The organism is Aeromonas sp. 102P (assembly GCF_051920345.1).
Lineage (GTDB): Bacteria > Pseudomonadota > Gammaproteobacteria > Enterobacterales > Aeromonadaceae > Aeromonas > Aeromonas veronii.
Genome location: NZ_JBQBCZ010000001.1, coordinates 737,501 through 757,007, shown reverse-complemented (window position 1 = coordinate 757,007; position 19,507 = coordinate 737,501). Strand labels below are relative to the sequence as shown.

Below are 19,507 nucleotides of genomic sequence, written 5' to 3'. Positions count from 1 at the left end.
ATTAAAATGGACACCATAATATCCATTTTTGGTTAGGTGAGTTTCCTACTGACTCACCACTATCGCATAGAGCCAGTAAAAAAATGGCAAATCTATGTTGACAGAAATCGTGCTCGATAAAGCCTTTCAAAACTGCTATTTTTAAGTACTAACAGCAGCATAAAAACGGTACTGTTTTTCCATTGCTAACCACTAAGATTTGGTAAAAGCCAGAGGCAAGTGGTGGGCAGTTTGGTGGGCAAACAGGCATTTTTGAACAGTTTCTTTTCGATAAGCTATTGAGTTTATTAAGGTATAGGCCGCTACTCCATGAGCAGATCCAGAACATCGAGTGATGAGTCACTGACTATCCGGTTGTTACCTGCAAAAGAGCCCTTGATTCCTCAAGGGCTCTTTTATTTTCCGGCCATCGCACCTGTCGCCCGCCGCCAGTGAGTCAACGGGCAAGGAGCACCCTAGCCTATCGGCATCACCAGCGCCGGTTGGTGAGGGTCGCTCAGCCGCTCGGCGAGGTAGTCCACCAGCAGCCGCACCTTGGGGGAGAGGTGGCGGTTGTGGGGATAGAGGGCCCAGATCCCCTCCGCCGGCGCCCGCAGTTCGGGCAGCAGCTCGATCAGCTCCCCTCGGGCCAGATGGTCGCTCACGTAGTAGTCCGGCAGTTGGATGATGCCGATCCCCTTGAGCGCCGCATCCAGCAGGGCGTGGCCACTGTTGCACTGCAACAAGCCGCGCACCCGTACGCTGTGGGGGCGGCCATCCAGGGTGAAGTGCCACTCGTCGCTGTTGCCCACCAGACAGGTGTGGCGGGTCAGCTCGGAGAGGCTGTTGGGCATGCCGTGGCGGGCGGTGTAAGCCGGTGAGGCGCAGACATAGGGCACCCGCTGCGCCAGCTTGCGCGCCACCAGCGTCGAATCCTTGAGATGGCCGAGCCGCAGCGCCAGATCGTAACCCTCATGCACCAGATCCAGCAGCTGGTTGGTGAGGTTGAGAGTGACCTCCAGCTGGGGGAAACGCACCATGAAGTCGTTTACCAGCGGGGCGATGCGGCTTTCACCGTAAGAGACGGGCGCCGTGATGCGCAGCGACCCTTGCGGCACCGCCTGATGGCGCCCCACCGCCAGCTCCGCCTCGTAGAGGTTGTCCAGCAGCTGACGGCAGTGGCGATAGTAGATCTCGCCAAGCTCGGTGAGCCGCACCTGACGGGTGGTGCGCAGCAGCAGCTTGGCCTGCAGCCTGTCCTCCAGCTGCGCCACCTGACGGCTGACCTGCGCCACCGACACCCCCAGCTTGCGTGCCGCCGAAGTAAAGCCCCCCTGCTCCGCCACGCTGACAAATTCACAGATCCCTTCCCAGCCGAACATTATTACCTGTGTGTAAAAGTGATTTGAGATTTGCCCTCATTATCACCAAATCGGCGGGAAACTACACTGAATGCCCGAACTCATCTCTGTTCACCCTGCTCAACAAGAAGGATGTCATTCATGGCACAGGTTCAAAGCATCAAGTGTAAAGCCGCCATCGCCTGGGGCCCGGGTCAGCCCCTCTCCATCGAAGAGGTGGAAGTCATGCCACCGCAAGCGGGCGAGGTGCGGGTGCGCATCGTCGCGACCGGCGTCTGCCACACCGATGCCTTCACCCTCTCCGGTGAGGATCCGGAAGGGGTCTTCCCCTGCATTCTCGGCCACGAGGGGGGCGGCATCGTCGAATCCATCGGCGAAGGGGTCACCAGCGTCAAAGTCGGCGATCACGTGATCCCGCTCTACACCCCCGAATGCGGCGAGTGCAAATTCTGCAAATCCGGCAAGACCAACCTGTGCCAGAAGATCCGCGCCACCCAGGGCAAGGGGCTGATGCCGGACGGTACCACCCGCTTCTCGAAAGATGGCCAGCCCATCTATCACTACATGGGCACCTCCACCTTCAGCGAATACACGGTGCTGCCCGAGATCTCCATCGCCAAGGTCGACCCGGCCGCCCCGCTGGAAGAGGTCTGTCTGCTCGGTTGTGGCGTCACCACCGGCATCGGCGCCGTGATGAACACCGCCAAGGTGAAAGAGGGTGAGAGCGTCGCCATCTTCGGGCTGGGGGGCATCGGCCTCTCGGCGGTGATCGGTGCCCGTCTGGCCAAGGCCGGTCGCATCATCGCCATCGACATCAACGAGAGCAAGTTCGAACTGGCCCGCAAGCTGGGTGCCACCGACTGCATCAACCCGAACGATTACGACAAACCGATTCAGGAGGTGATCGTCGAACTGACCGACGGCGGCGTCGACTTCTCCTTCGAGTGCATCGGCAACGTCAAGGTAATGCGTGCGGCGCTGGAGTGCTGCCACAAGGGGTGGGGTGAATCGGTCATTATCGGCGTCGCCGGAGCGGGTCAGGAGATCAGTACCCGTCCGTTCCAGCTGGTGACCGGTCGGGTCTGGCGCGGCAGCGCCTTCGGCGGGGTTCGCGGTCGCAGCGAACTGCCGAGCTATGTGCAGCGCTACATGCAGGGTGAGTTCCGTCTCGATGACTTCATCACTCACACCATGGGGCTTGAGCAGATCAACGAGGCGTTCGAGTTGATGCACCAAGGCAAGAGCATCCGCACCGTCATCCACTACTGAGCATGATCACCCCGCCCGCCATCGTGGGCGGGGTGCAGGAGTCCTTCGATGAATCTGGAGATTATCAGCAGCAACAAGAGCTTCGACGGCTGGCACAAGCGCTATCGCCACCACGCCAGCGTGCTCGGCTGCGAGATGAATTTTGCCATCTATCTGCCGCCTCAGGCCCTCACCGGCCAGAAAGTCCCAGTACTCTACTGGCTCAGCGGCCTCACCTGCACCGATGAGAACTTTATGCAGAAGGCGGGTGCCCAGCGTATCGCCGCCGAGCTTGGCATCGCCCTGGTGGCGCCGGACACCAGCCCCCGCGGCGACGGCGTAGCGGACGATCCCGGTTATGACCTCGGCATGGGCGCGGGCTTTTACGTCAATGCCAGCCAGAGCCCCTGGCAGGCGCACTACCAGATGTATGACTACGTCACCCGCGAACTGCCTGACTTGATAGAGACCCACTTCCCGGTCTCGACCCGCCGCGCCATCAGTGGCCACTCCATGGGCGGTCACGGTGCGCTGATCGCCGCGCTGCGGGAGCCGGGTCGCTACCGCTCGGTCTCGGCCTTCAGCCCGATCTGCCACCCGAGCCGCTGCCCTTGGGGCCAGAAGGCGCTCGGCGCCTATCTCGGCAGCAATCCTCTGCTGTGGCAGGAGTGGGATGCCTGCCAGCTGCTGCGCCACCAGCCGGTCACGCCGCTACCAACCCTGGTGGATGTGGGGCTGGATGATCCCTTCCTCGCCGAGCAGCTGCATATCGATGCGCTGGCCGAGGTGGCGGCCAGCAAGGAGTGGCCACTGGAGCTCAACCGCCACGAGGGCTATGACCACAGCTACTACTTCGTGGCGAGCTTTATCGAGGCGCACCTGCGCTTTCACGCCCGCCACCTCTGATCAAAACAGGCCCGTTGCGGGCCTGTTTCAGTTGTGGTGATCGGTTGATATCAGCTGCCCGCTCGGGTCACGCCGCCGGAGCCTGCGATCTGCTGCTCTACCTTGGGATCGCCCCAGTAGGCGATGTTGCCTGAACCGGCGATGCCGACTTTCAGCGTCTCCTGCGCCCGTACCGTCACATCACCGCTGCCGGTGATATTGACCTCTACCTCGTTGCCGCGCATCTCGCTCCCGAGCACGTCGCCAGATCCGGCAATGTTCAGCTCGATGGCCTGCGCCGAACCGCTGCCCAGCTCCAGACTGCCGGTGCCAGCGATATTCCCTTCCAGCCGTTTCAGCTCCAGCTGACTGGCGACGATGTCACCGGTACCGGCCACCGACAGCACCAGCTCATCGCCCTTGAAGCCGCTCAGATCGCCGTTGCCGGTCCCGGCCAATGCCAGTTCGTTCAGCACAGGCAAGGTGATGGTCAGCTCCAGCGGCTCGGTAGGCTCGAGCCGGTAGCCCTCCTTCACCTCGATCTCCAGCTTGTCACCGCTCTCGGTCAGCACCAGATAGGGCAGCAGGTTCTCCTGCCCCTTGATCAGGATACCGCGCGGCTCCCCCGCAACCAGATGGAGGGTGGCAGGCACCCCCGCCAGCACCCGGGTCACCCCGTCACCAAGCGCCTGCTGGCGCTCGACCACAGCTCCCGTTCCGGTCACTCTGGTCTGATCCAGCCAGTGACAACCACTGAGCCCTGCCATCAACATGACAACCATCATCCATTTCATCGCTACTCTCCTCCTTATGTGTTGGCCATCCAGGGCCAATTGGTTTTCATGCTCTGCAAAGCGTGAGCCAAAAATTAACCTAATGATTCAAAAGGAAATAACCATTTCAACCAGAACAGACAGAAGAATCAAGAGAGCCATTTAGACCATATTTTGGTGAAAATAACCATTCTCGAACGGATATGATTGTGGCTGATTGGCGGGTCGTCCTGCCGGTCACTATGCTGACAGCCCGTGGAAGTTTTTAATTGCCCTGCCGGTCTGTTGAGCCAATAGTGGTACTTCGTGCGTACCAAGCTCTCTATTGCGGTAATGTCATTACCACTGTCTTGTCAGTCTTCACTGCCAACAAGGAGTCAGAGCGTGACCCAAGCAAGCCCTCTCTATTCCACTGCCACCGGTCTGCCGGAACCGACTCGCACCCCGTTGCTGACCGGCAATGATCCCGAGCAGAAACGGCGCGAGCTGCTCACCTACTTCTGCCAGACCTTCGATCTCTACGACTCACTGTTCGACTGTCTGGCCGATGAGCGGGCCTGGTTCAACAAGGCGATCCCGCTGCGCCACCCACTCATCTTCTACTACGGCCACACCGCCGCCTTCTTCATCAATAAACTGCTGGCGGCGCGCCTGATCGACCAGCGGCTGGATGCCCGCATCGAGGCCATGGTCGCCATCGGGGTGGACGAAATGAGCTGGGACGATCTGGACGAGACCCACTACGACTGGCCCAAAGTCAGCGAGCTACGCAGCTATCGGGCCAAAGTCCGTTCGCTGGTGTGCGATTTTATTCGCCAGATGCCGCTCACTCTGCCCATCGACTGGCAGAGCCCGGCCTGGGTGATCCTGATGGGGATAGAGCACGAGCGCATCCACCTCGAGACCTCCAGCGTGCTCATCCGCCAGTTGCCACTCGCCTGGGTGCGGCCACAGCCTTATTGGCCCACCTGTACCGAAGCCCGCCACCGCATTGATCAGGTGCCCGCCAACAGCCTGCTGCCGGTGGCCGGCGGCAAGGTGCGCCTTGGCAAGCAGGACGCCACCTACGGCTGGGACAACGAATATGGCGAGCGCCATATCGAGCTGGCCCCGTTTCAGGCCAGCCGCATGCTGGTGAGCAATGCCGAGTACCTCGCCTTCGTACAGGCGGGGGGCTACGGCCAGCAACAGTGGTGGGATGAGGAGGGATGGGGCTGGTGCCAGTACGCCAAGGCGCAGATGCCCACCTTCTGGGTCGGCGACCCCGCCGAACCCGGGCAGTTGCAGCTGCGGCTGATGACCGAGCAGGTCGCCATGCCATGGGACTGGCCGGTCGAGGTGAATCAGCTGGAGGCGGCAGCCTTCTGTCGCTGGAAGGCGGCCCGGACCGGACTCCCCATCCAGCTGCCGAGCGAGGCGGAGTGGATGCTGCTGCGCGAGCAGCTACCCGGCGATCAGCCGGACTGGACGGAGGCCCCCGGCAATATCAATCTGGCCCGTTTCGCCTCCTCCTGCCCGGTGGATGCCTGCCCGCAAGGGGAGTTCTTTGATCTGGTGGGCAATGTCTGGCAGTGGACCAGCACCGCCATCGATGGCTTCGACGGCTTTAAAATCCACCCGCTCTACGACGACTTCTCCACCCCCACCTTTGATGGCAAGCACACCCTGATCAAGGGTGGCAGCTGGATCAGCACGGGCAACGAAGCGCTCAAATCATCCCGTTACGCCTTCCGGCGTCACTTCTTCCAGCATGCGGGTTTCCGCTATCTGGTCTCCCGTTATCAGGAACCCGTTATCGTGAATCCCTATGAAACCGACACGCTCGTCGCTCAGTACCTCGACTTCCAGTACGGCCCGAGCCACTTCGGGGTAGCCAACTACGCCAAGACGCTTGCTGATCTTGCTGGCGAGCTCTGCAGCAACCACCAGCGGGCACTGGATATCGGCTGTGCCACCGGCCGCGCCAGCTTCGAACTGGCCCGCCACTTCCAGCATGTGGACGGGGTGGACTACTCGGCCCGCTTCATCGATGTGGCGCTGGCCCTCGCCAGTCAGGACAGTTTCCGCTACGCCATTCCGCTGGAGGGTGAACTGGTGGAGTATTGCGAGGCGCGCCTGTCGAGCCACGGGCTGGGGGCGAGTCAGGCTGAGCGCATCCACTTCAGTCAGGGGGATGCCTGCAACCTCAAGCCCAAATATGACCACTACGATCTGGTGCTCGCCTCCAACCTCATCGATCGGCTGCGGGAGCCCGCCCGCTTCCTGCGGGACATCGCCCCCCGGCTGCGCAGCGGTGGCCTGCTGGTGCTCACCAGCCCCTATACCTGGCTGGCGGATTATACCCCGCCCGCCAACTGGCTCGGCGGCATTCGCGAAAACGGCGAGGCGCTCACCACCTATCAGGCGCTGCAACGGCTGTTGGCGGCTGAGTTCGAGGAGCACTGCCCGCCGCGGGATGTGCCCTTCGTCATCCGCGAGACCGCCCGCAAATACCAGCACACGGTGGCGCAGCTCACCGTCTGGCGCAAACGCTAGCACGCCGGTCGACATGCAGATGAGAAGAGGGAGGCCAACGGGCCTCCCTCTTGTTATGGCAATAAAAACGGCGCGAGTATCAATGCCCCTGCTCGTGATAGCGGCGGGCCAGCACGGCGCAGACCATCAGCTGGATCTGGTGGAAGATCATCAGCGGCAGCACCATCACCCCGACGCTGGCGGCGGGGAACATGACGTTGGCCATCGGCACCCCGTTGGCGAGACTCTTCTTGGAGCCGCAGAAGACGATGGTGATCTCGTCCGCCTTGTCGAAGCCGAGGCGGCGGCTGATCCAGACGTTCCAGCAGAGCACCAGCGCCAGCAAGATGCAGCTCAGCAGCACGATACTGGCCAGATCGTACCAGCCTACCTGATGCCAAATCCCCTGCACCACCGCCTCGCTGAAGGCGACGTAGACCACCAGCAGGATGGAACTCTGATCCAGCTTGCCGATAAGCGGACGGTGGCTATCGACCCAGCGACCGATCAGCGGACGCGACAGGTGGCCCACCACGAACGGCAGCATCAGCTGCATCATGATGGACTGGATGGAGTGCCAGGTGTCGATCCCCTCCCCCTGCACGTGGATCATCATCCCCACCAGCACCGGCGAGAAAAAGATACCGAGGATGCTGGAGGCCGAGGCGCTGCACACCGCCGCCGACACATTGCCGCCAGCCATGGAGGTAAAGGCGATAGCCGACTGCACGGTGGCAGGCAGAGCGCAGAGATAGAGGAAGCCGAGGTAGATGGCCGGGCTCAGCCAGCTCGGCACCAGCGGGGTGAGCAGCAGCCCGAGCAGCGGAAAGAGCACGAAGGTGCTGAGCATCACCACCAGATGAAGCCGCCAGTGACCGAGGCCCGCCAACAGGTTCTGGCGCGACAGCTTGGCGCCATGCATGAAGAACAAGAGCGCCACCGCCAGCTTGGTCAGCAGACCGAACCAGACGGCCACCTGCCCCTCGCAGGGAAAGAGGGAGGCCAGGGTGACCACCGCAATCAGCACAACAGTAAAGGGATCCAGACGCACGAAAGGTCTCCATCAGAAGGGCATCCTGCTGCCGTGGCGACAGTCAGGATTGGGGAGGACAAGAAACAGAGCGGGAGATGTCTGGCACCTCCCGCTAAAACGAACCTCCAGCTTACCCCGATAACAGAGAGGCGCAACGTTGTGCAGCGGTTAATTGTTCATCAATGCTTAACGCCTTTGCTTTGTCGAATAGCGGAAGTTGATGAGCCGCGGCCAGATAGCGCCAAACCGGCGCGAAATGGATAAAAAAACGGGCGACCCAGGCCGCCCGTCTCGCTTTTTCGTTCTGCCGATCAGCGCTGGCTGGCCAGCTTGCCGTTGCCGGTTTTCTTCTCATTGCCGGCGAGCTTGCGAGCCTGCCGCTTCTCGAAGCGGGAGATCCACCAGTAGGCCAGCGCCGAGAAGACCGCGGTCATAAAGACGTTGATGAAGAAGGCGCGCACCAGATCCACCCCGGCCGGGAAGGCGGAGGCACTCATGCTCACCACGAAGATGGCGATCAGCACCGACACCACGCCCATCCCGAACTTGCGCGACCCCATACGGAAGTCACGGGGGGTATCGTCATGTTTCCAGCGGAACACGAAGTAGGCCACCATGATGAAGATCGGCGGCAACATGGCGGTGCCGGCGGTAAGGTTGATGGCGGTGTTCATCATCTGCTGCACCGACTCGGAACCGAAGCCGTTGACCACCAGCATCACGAATACAAAGGCAAACTGCCACCAAGCGGCGCGCACCGGCACGCCGTGCTCGTTGAGCTGGGTGGTCTTCTCGCCGTAAACCCCCTGCGGGATCTCGGAGAAGTGGATCTTCACCGGCGCCGAGGTCCACATCATCATGGAGCCGAACATGGCGATGAACAGCACCACGCCGACGAAGCGGCCCACCAGCGCCTCGGAGAGCCCGAAATACTGCGCCATACCGGTGAAGATCTCCACCATGCCGCCGGCATAGGTGAGGCTCTCCCGCGCCACGAACACGTTCACCAGCAGGGAACCGACCGCATACATGGCACCGATGACGATGCCCGCACTGATGATCACCTTGATGAAGGACTTCTGGCCCCCCTTCACGTCATTGAGGTAGGCCGCCGCCGTCTCGGCACCGCCCGCCGCCTGGAAGATCCAGCACATGATGCCGAGGGTCGCCCAATTGACGGTGGGAGTCATCGCCTCCAGCGTGATGGGCTGGGCCGGCACATGATCGCCACTCAGAGCCATCAGGGCACCCAGCACATAGATGGCGAACAGGGCAAACACCCCATAGGCCACTATTTCGGCAATCTTGCCAAGCCAGCTCGCCCCCTTGGTGGAGATATGGGTCGCCGCCGCAAACAGCACGATGGAGATGATCGAAGTGACCATGGGCGAGAAGCTGTACTCATAGCCCAGCATGGCGTAGGAGGCGTAGGCGATGACGTTGGGTAGCAGAGAGACGAACCAGAACAGGTTTACGAACCAGTAGAGAAACGAACCCAGATAGGCCATCCGGGTGCCGAGCGGCTTTTTCAGCCAGTCGTACATCCCCGACTCGGAGTTTTTATTGGCCGAAACGAACTCGGCGATGATGAAGACGAACGGAATGAAGTAGACGATGGTCGCCAGCAGGAAAATGGGGGCGGAGCTGAGCCCCAGCTCGATGTTGTTGTTGACGATGTTGCGCACGTTGAACACGGCGGCAAAGGTCATCGACAACAGGGCAAACTTGCCTATGGTGCCGCGTACGGATTCAGACATGGTGTCCTCCTGTGGACTAGCGCTCCCTGCGGGTAACGCGGTGACTCTGTGATGTGTTCGGCAAGGGTCTGTCGGCCCCGCGCTTTACTCTCTTGTTATGATCGGGCCGCGTGGACGGCCTCGTTGGTGAACCGGTGCCGTCTCCCGCACCGGCTCGCAATACCATTCAGACGATCGGGGTGCCCGGAGCCATCGGCACCCGCGGCTGCAACAGCACGCTCTGGCTCTCGTCCGGGGTCTCGGCGCAGAGCAACATGCACTCGGAGCGCTCGCCGCGCATCCTGGTGGGCTTGAGGTTGGTCAGTACCACCACTTCGCTGCCCATCAGCTCCGCTTCGCTGTAGTAAGGCACCAGACTGGTGACGGTCTGCAGCGGCCGCTCGCCACCCACGTCGATCTGGACGATGTAGAGTTTGTCGGCCCCGGGGTGGCGCACCACCTCCAGCACCTTGCCCACCTTCATCTCGACCCGTTTGAATTCGGCAAACTCGATCGTCTCGCTCATGCTCTTTTCCTTTTCTGGTTCAACGGTTTGCGGGTGGCCAACGGCCACCCGGTTTGATTGGAATTCAATGCAGTGGCTATGGCGTCTGCATGGCAACCTGCGCTGTCGGCTGGGCCTCTTTGGCACGCGCTTCGGCACTGAGGGAAGCCTCGTACCTGTTGTATTTCCACCAGGCGAAGCCGAGGAAGATCACGATCCCGCCGACGTTGTAGAAGATGATGGTCATGATGTCGGCGCCGGTCGGGAAGGTGGAGGCGAGGAAGCCCACCGAGAAGATGGCGATCAGCACCGAGACCACGGCGATGCCGGTGGTGCGCGAGCCCATCTTGAACTCCCGCGGCAGGTGGTCGAGCTTCAGCCGCAGATTGAGGTAGGCCAGCATGATGAACAGCGGCGGCAGCATGGAGGCGGCAGCGGTCATGTTGATGACGGTGTTCATCAGATCCTGCGCGGTGTTGGAGCCCAGGGTCGGGATCACCATCAGCGGCAGCACGATGAGGTACTGGATCCAGGCTGCACGGGCAGGCACGCCGTTCTCGTTCAGCTCGACCGTCTTCTTGCCGAAGATGCCGGCCGGGATCTCGGAGAAGAAGATCTTCACCGGGGTCGCCGTCCACATCAGCAGGGAGCCGAACATGGCGGTGAAGGAGACCAGCCCAACGAAGCGGTTCATCAGGATCTCCGGCAGGCCGAAGTAGGCCGCCAGCCCCTCGAACACCTGCACCGAGCCGCCGGTATATTTCAGGGTACCGCTCGGTACGAACACGTTGATCAACAGCGATGCGATGGAGTAGAGCACCCCGATAAAGATCCCGGCGATGATGATCACCTTCACGAATGACTTGGAGCCACCCTTCACGTCATTGACGTAGACCGCCACCGACTCGGCGCCACCGGCTGCCATAAAGATCCAGGTGGTGATACCGAGGAAGGCCCAGCTGAAATCGGGGATCATGGCCTCTACCGTGATGGGGTCGGCCGGTTGCACACCGCCCACCAGTGCCGCACCCGCCAGCAGGATGTAGGAGAGGGTCAGCAGCAGCATCAGGGACGAGGTCACCGAGGTGATGGGGCCGAGCATCTTGGCGCCGTTGGTGGAGACATAGGTGGCAAAGGCAAACAGCACCATGCTCAATGCCGTGGTCGCCACCGGGGTGAGAATGTACTCGTAACCGAGGAAAGCATAGGAGGCGTAGGCGATAACCCGCGGCAGCAGCGAGGTGAAGAAGAAGAGGTTCACGAACCAGTAGGTGTAGGCCGAGATAAAGGCCCAGCGACCGCCAAGGGAACTCTTCACCCAGGCATAAACCCCCGCTTCGGAGTTCTTATTCAGCGACACAAATTCAGCAATGATCAGGCAGAACGGAATGAAGTAAAAAATGGTGGCCAGAAAGAACATCGGGGCGGAGGCCAGACCGATCTCGATGTTGTTGTTGATGACGTTGTTGAAGCTGAATACCGCCGCGAAGGTGAGCGACAGCAGACCAAACTTGCCTATCGTATTGCGTTTGGAATCAGACATGGTGCATCTCCAGACCTGTAGTTATTGCTGCGAAAGAGCGGGGCATGATTTGTAGGGTGAGCCCCGCCCTTCCGGCTTTGTCAGTGCAGAACCGGCGGCTTGTTATTTGTTCTTGAAGTAGCCGCCTTCGACGGTGACCTTGATGATCACCTTTCGTACCGACCCGTCGCCGACGAACCGGTAGGCTTCATCGTTCTCGAAGATCACCACCTGACCGTTGCCGACTTTCTGGCACTCACGCACCTCACCGGCCAGCCACTCGCGGTCGGTGGTGTCGTCATAGCCCTGCTCGACCGCCAGCTCGCTCTTGGCTGCCCACTCCACCGTCTCTTCCCCTTCCAGGTAGTAGTGAACGTCGAAGTAGCGGCGCTGCCCCTCAAACAGGGAGGTGGCCGGGCTGGCCCCCTCCTGCAAGCGATAGGTGAGGGAGTCACCGATGGAGTGGCAGATGCCGGGCTTGAGGTTGGCCAGGTTGTTGATGGCCTCCACGCAGCGGCCCCACTTCTTGCCCTCCCGGTAGATGTTTTTGAACAGGGTCAGGTTGTCCAGAGTGATCATGCGAGGTTCCTCCCGCCGTTGATGGTGAGATCGAGCCCGGCCAGCGCAGCCGGATTGAGGTTGCCACGGGCGATGGGCAGCAGGGTCAGGCCGAAGCTGAACGGCTCGAAGCGCACCCGCCAGGAGTCCAGCACCTCGGAGCCCCAGGAGTTGGAGCCGAGCCCCAGCACCTTGTGATCCAGATTAAGGGTGAGATAACCGCTCGGTTCCAGCTCGTTGATGTGCTGCGCCGCGTGGATATGCTCCCAGCTGTAGGGCCAGACGCTCAGGTTGATGGGGGCATCGGGCCGCACGTAGAGGCCGGCGCCGTGACGGTTGGTCAGGGTCGCCCAGCGCACCTGCTGGCGGTTGCCGTTGTCCTGCGGGAACGGGTAGTGCTCCCACATCTCGCGGACTGTGCTCTGGAAACTGTCGATCCAGTTGCTCTGGCGGCTGTCCTGATAGTTTTCACCCGGCCCCATGCCGTAGTAGTGCACCCGGTCGAGATCCTGACGAATGCCCAGCTCGAAGCCGATCTTGGGGATGATGTCGTCATAACCGCCGTAGGGCTGACCGGACAGTGCCACGTGCAGTTGGCCGTTCGGGCTCAGGGTGTAGACGTAGCGGCAGCGCATGCCGAAGTCGAACACCGGCGGCGCGATCAGACTCTCGACCGTCACCTCGACCGCCTCGCCCAGCTGACGCCAGCTCAGAGTGCGGAAGTGCTCCTGCATGATCTGCAGGTGGTTCGGGTGCCACAGGCTCTCGTACTCCTGCTTGTGGTTGTCGATCATCGGCTTGAAGAAGGTGAGGCGTGGCGCCCGCTCAATCAGCTCATTGCCATCCTGCTGCCAGCTCACCAGCTTGCCGTCGAGGCGTGAGAAACGCAGGGCAAAGCCGCTGCCACTCAGGGTCAGATCAAGCCTCTCATCGGCAATCTGCAGCGCAGTAGCGTTGGGATTGGCAAAGGGCAGCAGCTGGCGAGTCGACTCTTTCAGCCGGAACTGGTACTGGCCCAGCTCGTGCTCCGCCGCGCTGTAGCGGGTGGCACTGGCCTTGATGACCCGCAGCTGGACGAAGGTTTCCCGCCCATCGAGCGTGGGCAGCTCGAGTTGCAACTCGGTGATGGCACCGGGAGCCACCCCTTCCAGCCGGATTTGCTGGCTGGCCAGCAGCTCGCCCTCGGCCTTCACCTCGACCAGCAGGCGGATATCGTCGAGAGTGGAGAACCAGTAGCGGTTTTCCACCGCCAGCTTGCCGCAGGCCAGATCCAGAGCGCGCACCTTGACCGGGCAGATCACCTGCTTGTATTCGCGCAGGCCAGGCCCCGGGGTCTGATCCGGATAGATGAGGCCATCCATGCAGAAGTTGTAGTTGTTGGGGTAGTCACCGTAGTCGCCGCCGTACTTGTAGACCGGGCGGCCCTGCTCGTCCTGATCCAGAATGCCGTGATCGCACCACTCCCAGATGTAGTGGCCCTGAATGTGGGGATGGCGGTCGAACACCTGCTGGTATTCACTCAGGCCACCCGGGCCGTTGCCCATGGCGTGGGCGTATTCGCAGAGAATGCGCGGCTTCGCCATCGGGAACTCGCCGAAGCAGTTCATCTGGGAGACGCGGGAATACATGGTGCTCACCACATCCACCACCTCGGCATCGCGATCCTCTTCGTAATGCACCAGCCGGGTCGGGTCGATCGCCTTGCAGCGCTGGTACATGGCCCTGATGTTGCAGCCGTAGCCGGACTCGTTGCCGAGCGACCAGATGATGATGGAGGGGTGGTTCTTCTGGGCGTGCACGTGGCGCTCGATGCGATCCACGAACACCGGCTCCCAGAAGGGGTCATCGGTGATGCGGCTGAGATCGCCGACGTTGGCAAAGCCGTGGGTCTCCACGTCGCTCTCCGCCATCACGAACAGACCGTACTGGTCGCACAGCTCATAGAAGCGCGGGTCATTCGGGTAGTGGGCGGTGCGCACCGAGTTGAGGTTGTGCTGCTTCATCAGCACAATATCGCGCTCCACCCGATCCATGCCGACCGCGCGGCTCTTGAGGTGGTCGTTGTCGTGGCGGTTCACCCCGTGCAGCTTGAGGTAGTGGCCGTTGACGTAGAAGAGGCCATCCTTGACCTTGATTTCACGCACCCCGACCCGCTGCGGGATCACCTCCAGCAGCTCACCCTGACCGTTGTAGAGGGAGAGTTGCAGCTGATAGAGGTAAGGATCTTCGGCGCTCCACAGATGGGGGTTGGCCAGATCCAGCGTGAAGCGGCAATCACACTTGCCATCGATGGCGAGATGGTCGAGCGAGCCGCTGGCGATCTCGCGGCCCTGATCCAGCAGCGACCAGACCAGACGGTGATCTCGGGCAGCAGCCCCCAGATTTTCCAGCTGGATATCGCAGCTCAGGGTAGCGCTTTGATTGTCATCCGCCAGCGCGGTGCGGATGAAAAAATCCTGCACGTGGGCGGCCGGTTTGCCCACCAGATAGACGTCGCGGAAGATCCCCGCCATCCACCACATGTCCTGATCTTCGATATAGGTGGAGTCGGCCCACTGCATCACCCGCACTGACAGCAGGTTCTCGCCAACCTTGGCGTAGGCGCTGATATCGAACTCGGCGGTGAGACGGCTCCCCTTGCTGAAGCCGACATAGTGGCCGTTTACATAGACCTCAAAGTAGGTCTCCACCCCGTCAAACTTGATGATCACCTGCTCGCCGTCCCAGGCCGGGCTCAGCGTGAAGCTGCGCTGATAGGCGCCGGTGGGGTTGTTGGTCGGCACGAAGGGCACGTCGATGGGGAAGGGAAAACCTTCGTCGGTGTACTGCAAGTTGCCATGTCCTTCCATCTGCCACATGTTGGGCACTGTGATCTGGCCCCATTCGTTCATGGGGCTGTAATAGAAGGCCTCCGGTACCTGCAGGGGGTGGTCGAAGTAGTGGAACTGCCACTGGCCGCTAAGGCTCAGAAAACGGCGACTCAGCTCGCGCTGCATGGTGGCCGCCAGCCCGTGGTCGGCATAAGAGAAGAAGTAGGCGCGCGGAGCCAGCCTGTTTTCACCAACGAATTGGACGTTTTCCCAGTTATTCACATGTCCTCCCGGAACAAGGCAACGTTAACTGGGTAAACTCTAGATAAACATTTACTAAATATCAGCTTTGGATTGGTAAAGTTTTAACCTGATCACAATGAACAGATGGTTTTGTGAGCGAGATCAGAAGCGGGAGATAAAGGAGGGCAAGATATGGATGAGTGGCATGGATGTTGATAAGAGTTGGCTGATTAGCAATAAAATCAACTATAAAACAATATGATATGACGTAATGGGATGATGTAGGAAAGAGGTTTACTTGGGAGAGGTGTCGCACCACCGCAAGATGGTGCGACTAAAAAGCCCTGAGTTTTACTAAAATCAGCGAGTGGTGCCACGCAGGGTCAACTTGCTCGGTACCAGCACCCGAAGGGGAATATCCCGCTCGTCTCGCAGCCGCTCAACCAGCAGATTGACCCCCTGGGAGCCCATCAACTCGGAGTGGATCCGCACCGTAGAGAGCGGCGGGAAGGTGAACTTGGCGGTCGGAATATCGTTGACGCTGATAAGCTCGATCTGCTGGGGAATCGCCAATCCCTTCTCATGAATGGCACGCAGCACACCAATGGCGATGGAATCGGAGGCGACGAACAGCGCCTTGGGCCAATCCCCTGCCAGCATCTCCTTCGCCAACTGGTAGCCGGAGGCGCTGGAGAAATCGCCGCGATAGAGATCGCTCTCCTGCACCACCCCCAGCCGCTGGCCATAATCCCGGAAGGCCAGTTCGCGCAGATCCGGACTCTCATCCTGGCCACCGATATAACCGATACGCTGGTGCCCCTGCGCGATGAAGTAATCGACAACCTGCTGGCTGATCAGGGCAAGATCCACATCGACCGAGTCGAACTCTCCCTGTGAACGGCAGTCGACAAACACCAGCTGGCTGGAACAAGCCCTTAGCTGGACGAGACGTTCTGCTGTGAGTGTGCCGACCACCAGAATGCCATCCACGGCGCTAAGCTCGCGCCCTTCACCACAGTTGTAGAGATGAGTCAGCTCGATATTGAGGCGGGCACTCTGGGTCTCGATGCCATAACGGATAGCGAGATAGTAAGGGTCGTTGACCTCGGTACTCTGGGGATAGGCATAGACCACCAGAAAGTGCAGCTTGCTCTTGTGCACCCCCTTGCGGGCGCTGCTGGTCTTGTACTCCAGCCGTTCGGCAATCTCGAAGATCCGCTGCTTGGTCTCTTCCTTGACGCTCAGGCTGGGATCCTCGTTCAGTACCCGGGATACCGTGGCGAGAGAAACCCCCGCTTCCTGTGCAATTTCCTTCAACGTAGCCATCAATACCTCGCTGGCAGCATCACGTGTTAATCGGCAACGGCTAAAGAGTAACGGGCAATCCCTTGATAGCCCAGCACTTTTACTAAAATGCCGGCGGCATGACAGATTTTTGGAACGCAGAAATGCAAAAAGGCCTCCCGAATGGGAGGCCTCTTCTAAATAGGTGCCTGACAGTGTCCTACTCTCGCATGGCGAATGCCACACTACCATCGGCGCTACCGCGTTTCACTTCTGAGTTCGGCATGGGATCAGGTGGTTCCACGGCGCTATTGCCGTCAGGCAAAAGCTTTTAAAACTAACTTGAAAATGGTGCTGATACCCAGAATCGAACTGGGGACCTCATCCTTACCAAGGATGCGCTCTACCGACTGAGCCATATCAGCACACTAACCGGTAAAGACCACGCTGGGCGTAATCTTGAAATTGGGTGCCTGGCAGTGTCCTACTCTCGCATGGCGAATGCCACACTACCATCGGCGCTACCGCGTTTCACTTCTGAGTTCGGCATGGGATCAGGTGGTTCCACGGCGCTATGGCCGCCAGGCAAATTCTTAATCTGAAAAGCTGACGTGAATAACAACTTGGCTAGTTTGCTTTGTCATTACCACTGAATTTTGAGTAGTTCGCTTGGTATCTGTTACAAGCCTTAGAACACTTCTTGGGTGTTGTATGGTTAAGCCTCACGGGTAATTAGTATGGGTTAGCTCAACACGTCGCCGCGCTTACACACCCCACCTATCAACGTTGTGGTCTCCAACGGCCCTTTAGGACCCTCAAGGGGTCAGGGATGACTCATCTCAGGGCTCGCTTCCCGCTTAGATGCTTTCAGCGGTTATCGATTCCGAACTTAGCTACCGGGCAGTGCCACTGGCGTGACAACCCGAACACCAGAGGTTCGTTCACTCCGGTCCTCTCGTACTAGGAGCAACTCCCTTCAATCATCCAACGCCCACGGCAGATAGGGACCGAACTGTCTCACGACGTTCTGAACCCAGCTCGCGTACCACTTTAAATGGCGAACAGCCATACCCTTGGGACCGACTTCAGCCCCAGGATGTGATGAGCCGACATCGAGGTGCCAAACACCGCCGTCGATATGAACTCTTGGGCGGTATCAGCCTGTTATCCCCGGAGTACCTTTTATCCGTTGAGCGATGGCCCTTCCATTCAGAACCACCGGATCACTATGACCTACTTTCGTACCTGCTCGACCTGTCCGTCTCGCAGTTAAGCTGGCTTATGCCATTGCACTAACCTCCTGATGTCCGACCAGGATTAGCCAACCTTCGTGCTCCTCCGTTACTCTTTGGGAGGAGACCGCCCCAGTCAAACTACCCACCAGGCACTGTCCGCGAGCCCGATTCAGGGCCCTGCGTTAGAACATCAAACATACAAGGGTGGTATTTCAAGGACGGCTCCAGCGCAACTGGCGTCACGCCTTCAAAGCCTCCCACCTATCCTACACATGTAGGTTCAATGTTCAGTGCCAAGCTGTAGTAAAGGTTCACGGGGTCTTTCCGTCTAGCCGCGGGTACACCGCATCTTCACGGCGAATTCGATTTCACTGAGTCTCGGGTGGAGACAGCATGGCCATGGTTACACCATTCGTGCAGGTCGGAACTTACCCGACAAGGAATTTCGCTACCTTAGGACCGTTATAGTTACGGCCGCCGTTTACCGGGGCTTCGATCAAGAGCTTCGCTTGCGCTAACCCCATCAATTAACCTTCCGGCACCGGGCAGGTGTCACACCCTATACGTCCACTTTCGTGTTTGCAGAGTGCTGTGTTTTTGATAAACAGTCCCAGCCATCTGGTCACTGCGACTCCCGACAGCTCCATCCGCAAGGGACTTCACCATCAAGAGCGAACCTTCTCCCGAAGTTACGGTTCTATTTTGCCTAGTTCCTTCACCCGAGTTCTCTCAAGCGCCTTGGTATTCTCTACCCGACCACCTGTGTCGGTTTGGGGTACGATGACTTGTAATCTGAAGCTTAGAGGCTTTTCCTGGAAGCAGGGCATCAATGGCTTCCACACCGTAGTGTGTTCGTCTCGTGTCTCAGTGTTGTATCAGCGGATTTGCCTACCGATACCACCTACGCACTTTCACCAGGACAACCGTCGCCTGGCCCACCTAGCCTTCTCCGTCCCCCCATCGCAATTACAAGTCGTGCAGGAATATTAACCTGCTTCCCATCGACTACGCCTTTCGGCCTCGCCTTAGGGGTCGACTCACCCTGCCCCGATTAACGTTGGACAGGAACCCTTGGTCTTCCGGCGAGGAGGCTTTTCACCCCCTTTATCGTTACTTACGTCAGCATTCGCACTTCTGATATCTCCAGCATACCTCTCGATACACCTTCGCAGACTTACAGAACGCTCCCCTACCACTCACACATAAGTGTGAATCCGCGGCTTCGGTGCCTGGTTTGAGCCCCGTTACATCTTCCGCGCAGGCCGACTCGACTAGTGAGCTATTACGCTTTCTTTAAATGATGGCTGCTTCTAAGCCAACATCCTAGCTGTCTGAGCCTTCCCACATCGTTTCCCACTTAACCAGAACTTTGGGACCTTAGCCGGCGGTCTGGGTTGTTTCCCTCTTCACGACGGACGTTAGCACCCGCCGTGTGTCTCCCGGATATTACTTACTGGTATTCGGAGTTTGCATGGGGTTGGTAAGTCGGGATGACCCCCTAGCCCAAACAGTGCTCTACCCCCAGTAGTATTCGTCCGAGGCGCTACCTAAATAGCTTTCGGGGAGAACCAGCTATCTCCGAGTTTGATTGGCCTTTCACCCCCAGCCACAGGTCATCCCCTAACTTTGCAACGTTAGTGGGTTCGGTCCTCCAGTTGATGTTACTCAACCTTCAACCTGCCCATGGCTAGATCACCCGGTTTCGGGTCTACACCTTGCAACTAGACGCCCAGTTAAGACTCGGTTTCCCTACGGCTCCCCTATACGGTTAACCTCGCTACAAAATGTAAGTCGCTGACCCATTATACAAAAGGTACGCAG

General features: G+C 59.5%; 12 protein-coding genes, 1 tRNA gene and 3 rRNA genes (1 of these 16 only partly in view). 3 read left to right on the top strand and 13 right to left on the bottom strand.

Features of this window, described 5'->3' with window-relative positions; all coding sequences use genetic code 11:
* Window positions 1–455: 455 nt before the first annotated feature.
* Window positions 456–1,361 (bottom strand): LysR substrate-binding domain-containing protein, encoded by a 906-nt coding sequence (locus tag ACTG1K_RS03630; RefSeq protein WP_158113482.1) that lies wholly within the window; start codon window positions 1,359–1,361, stop codon window positions 456–458.
* Between the two features lie 120 nt (window positions 1,362–1,481).
* Between ACTG1K_RS03630 and ACTG1K_RS03625 the strand changes: the two genes are divergently transcribed.
* Both ACTG1K_RS03625 and fghA read left to right on the top strand, forming a co-directional pair.
* Window positions 1,482–2,609 (top strand): S-(hydroxymethyl)glutathione dehydrogenase/class III alcohol dehydrogenase, encoded by a 1,128-nt coding sequence (locus ACTG1K_RS03625; RefSeq protein ID WP_100647110.1) that lies wholly within the window; start codon window positions 1,482–1,484, stop codon window positions 2,607–2,609.
* 48 nt (window positions 2,610–2,657) lie between these two features.
* Window positions 2,658–3,494, top strand: a complete 837-nt coding sequence (fghA, locus tag ACTG1K_RS03620; protein WP_440004825.1) for an S-formylglutathione hydrolase — start codon at window positions 2,658–2,660, stop codon at window positions 3,492–3,494.
* 50 nt (window positions 3,495–3,544) lie between these two features.
* Here fghA and ACTG1K_RS03615 read toward each other — a convergent pair whose 3' ends face one another.
* The gene (locus tag ACTG1K_RS03615) at window positions 3,545–4,267 is read right to left on the bottom strand and encodes a head GIN domain-containing protein (protein ID WP_440004824.1); all 723 of its coding nucleotides are present in this window, start codon (window positions 4,265–4,267) and stop codon (window positions 3,545–3,547) included.
* A gap of 363 nt (window positions 4,268–4,630) precedes the next feature.
* Between ACTG1K_RS03615 and ovoA the strand changes: the two genes are divergently transcribed.
* A complete protein-coding gene (gene ovoA, locus ACTG1K_RS03610; RefSeq protein ID WP_440004823.1) occupies window positions 4,631–6,781 on the top strand; it encodes a 5-histidylcysteine sulfoxide synthase in 2,151 nt (716 codons plus the stop codon).
* 79 nt (window positions 6,782–6,860) lie between these two features.
* Here the strand turns inward: ovoA and ACTG1K_RS03605 are convergent, their stop codons facing one another.
* The 11 genes from ACTG1K_RS03605 to ACTG1K_RS03555 form a co-directional block, all read right to left on the bottom strand.
* Window positions 6,861–7,811 (bottom strand): bile acid:sodium symporter family protein, encoded by a 951-nt coding sequence (locus ACTG1K_RS03605; protein ID WP_440004822.1) that lies wholly within the window; start codon window positions 7,809–7,811, stop codon window positions 6,861–6,863.
* Window positions 7,812–8,104: 293 nt separating this feature from the next.
* On the bottom strand, window positions 8,105–9,550 hold the full coding sequence (locus ACTG1K_RS03600) for an amino acid permease (protein WP_440004821.1): 1,446 nt from the start codon (window positions 9,548–9,550) through the stop codon (window positions 8,105–8,107).
* A 166-nt stretch (window positions 9,551–9,716) separates the two neighbouring features.
* Window positions 9,717–10,055, bottom strand: coding sequence for a tRNA-binding protein (locus ACTG1K_RS03595; RefSeq protein ID WP_005339569.1), 339 nt, complete (start codon window positions 10,053–10,055; stop codon window positions 9,717–9,719).
* Between the two features lie 76 nt (window positions 10,056–10,131).
* Window positions 10,132–11,577: an amino acid permease gene (locus ACTG1K_RS03590; protein ID WP_005339567.1), complete on the bottom strand. Its 1,446-nt coding sequence runs from the start codon at window positions 11,575–11,577 to the stop codon at window positions 10,132–10,134.
* Between the two features lie 102 nt (window positions 11,578–11,679).
* Window positions 11,680–12,135 carry a beta-galactosidase subunit beta gene (locus ACTG1K_RS03585; RefSeq protein WP_440004820.1) on the bottom strand — a complete coding sequence of 152 codons (456 nt, stop codon included), beginning with the start codon at window positions 12,133–12,135 and terminating at the stop codon, window positions 11,680–11,682.
* The gene (gene ebgA / locus ACTG1K_RS03580; RefSeq protein ID WP_440004819.1) at window positions 12,132–15,206 is read right to left on the bottom strand and encodes a beta-galactosidase subunit alpha; all 3,075 of its coding nucleotides are present in this window, start codon (window positions 15,204–15,206) and stop codon (window positions 12,132–12,134) included. Before ebgA ends, ACTG1K_RS03585 begins: the two co-directional genes overlap by 4 nt.
* Window positions 15,207–15,527: 321 nt before the next feature.
* Window positions 15,528–16,493 (bottom strand): transcriptional regulator EbgR, encoded by a 966-nt coding sequence (ebgR, locus tag ACTG1K_RS03575; RefSeq protein ID WP_421274493.1) that lies wholly within the window; start codon window positions 16,491–16,493, stop codon window positions 15,528–15,530.
* 165 nt (window positions 16,494–16,658) lie between these two features.
* A 5S ribosomal RNA gene (gene rrf / locus ACTG1K_RS03570) occupies window positions 16,659–16,773 on the bottom strand.
* A 27-nt stretch (window positions 16,774–16,800) separates the two neighbouring features.
* Window positions 16,801–16,876: transfer RNA gene (locus ACTG1K_RS03565), tRNA-Thr, on the bottom strand.
* Between the two features lie 46 nt (window positions 16,877–16,922).
* Window positions 16,923–17,037, bottom strand: a 5S ribosomal RNA gene (gene rrf, locus ACTG1K_RS03560).
* A 125-nt stretch (window positions 17,038–17,162) separates the two neighbouring features.
* Window positions 17,163–19,507 (bottom strand): 23S ribosomal RNA (locus ACTG1K_RS03555) (it continues 545 nt past the right edge of the window).

Bases quoted from the DNA above. Each gene is read 5' to 3' on its own strand.
- ACTG1K_RS03630 (WP_158113482.1), bottom strand. From the start codon at position 1,361: ATGTTCGGCTGGGAAGGGATCTGTGAATTTGTCAGCGTGGCGGAGCAG.
- ACTG1K_RS03625 (WP_100647110.1), top strand. From the start codon at position 1,482: ATGGCACAGGTTCAAAGCATCAAGTGTAAAGCCGCCATCGCCTGGGGC.
- fghA (WP_440004825.1), top strand. From the start codon at position 2,658: ATGAATCTGGAGATTATCAGCAGCAACAAGAGCTTCGACGGCTGGCAC.
- ACTG1K_RS03615 (WP_440004824.1), bottom strand. From the start codon at position 4,267: ATGAAATGGATGATGGTTGTCATGTTGATGGCAGGGCTCAGTGGTTGT.
- ACTG1K_RS03600 (WP_440004821.1), bottom strand. From the start codon at position 9,550: ATGTCTGAATCCGTACGCGGCACCATAGGCAAGTTTGCCCTGTTGTCG.
- ACTG1K_RS03595 (WP_005339569.1), bottom strand. From the start codon at position 10,055: ATGAGCGAGACGATCGAGTTTGCCGAATTCAAACGGGTCGAGATGAAG.
- ACTG1K_RS03590 (WP_005339567.1), bottom strand. From the start codon at position 11,577: ATGTCTGATTCCAAACGCAATACGATAGGCAAGTTTGGTCTGCTGTCG.
- ACTG1K_RS03585 (WP_440004820.1), bottom strand. From the start codon at position 12,135: ATGATCACTCTGGACAACCTGACCCTGTTCAAAAACATCTACCGGGAG.
- ebgR (WP_421274493.1), bottom strand. From the start codon at position 16,493: ATGGCTACGTTGAAGGAAATTGCACAGGAAGCGGGGGTTTCTCTCGCC.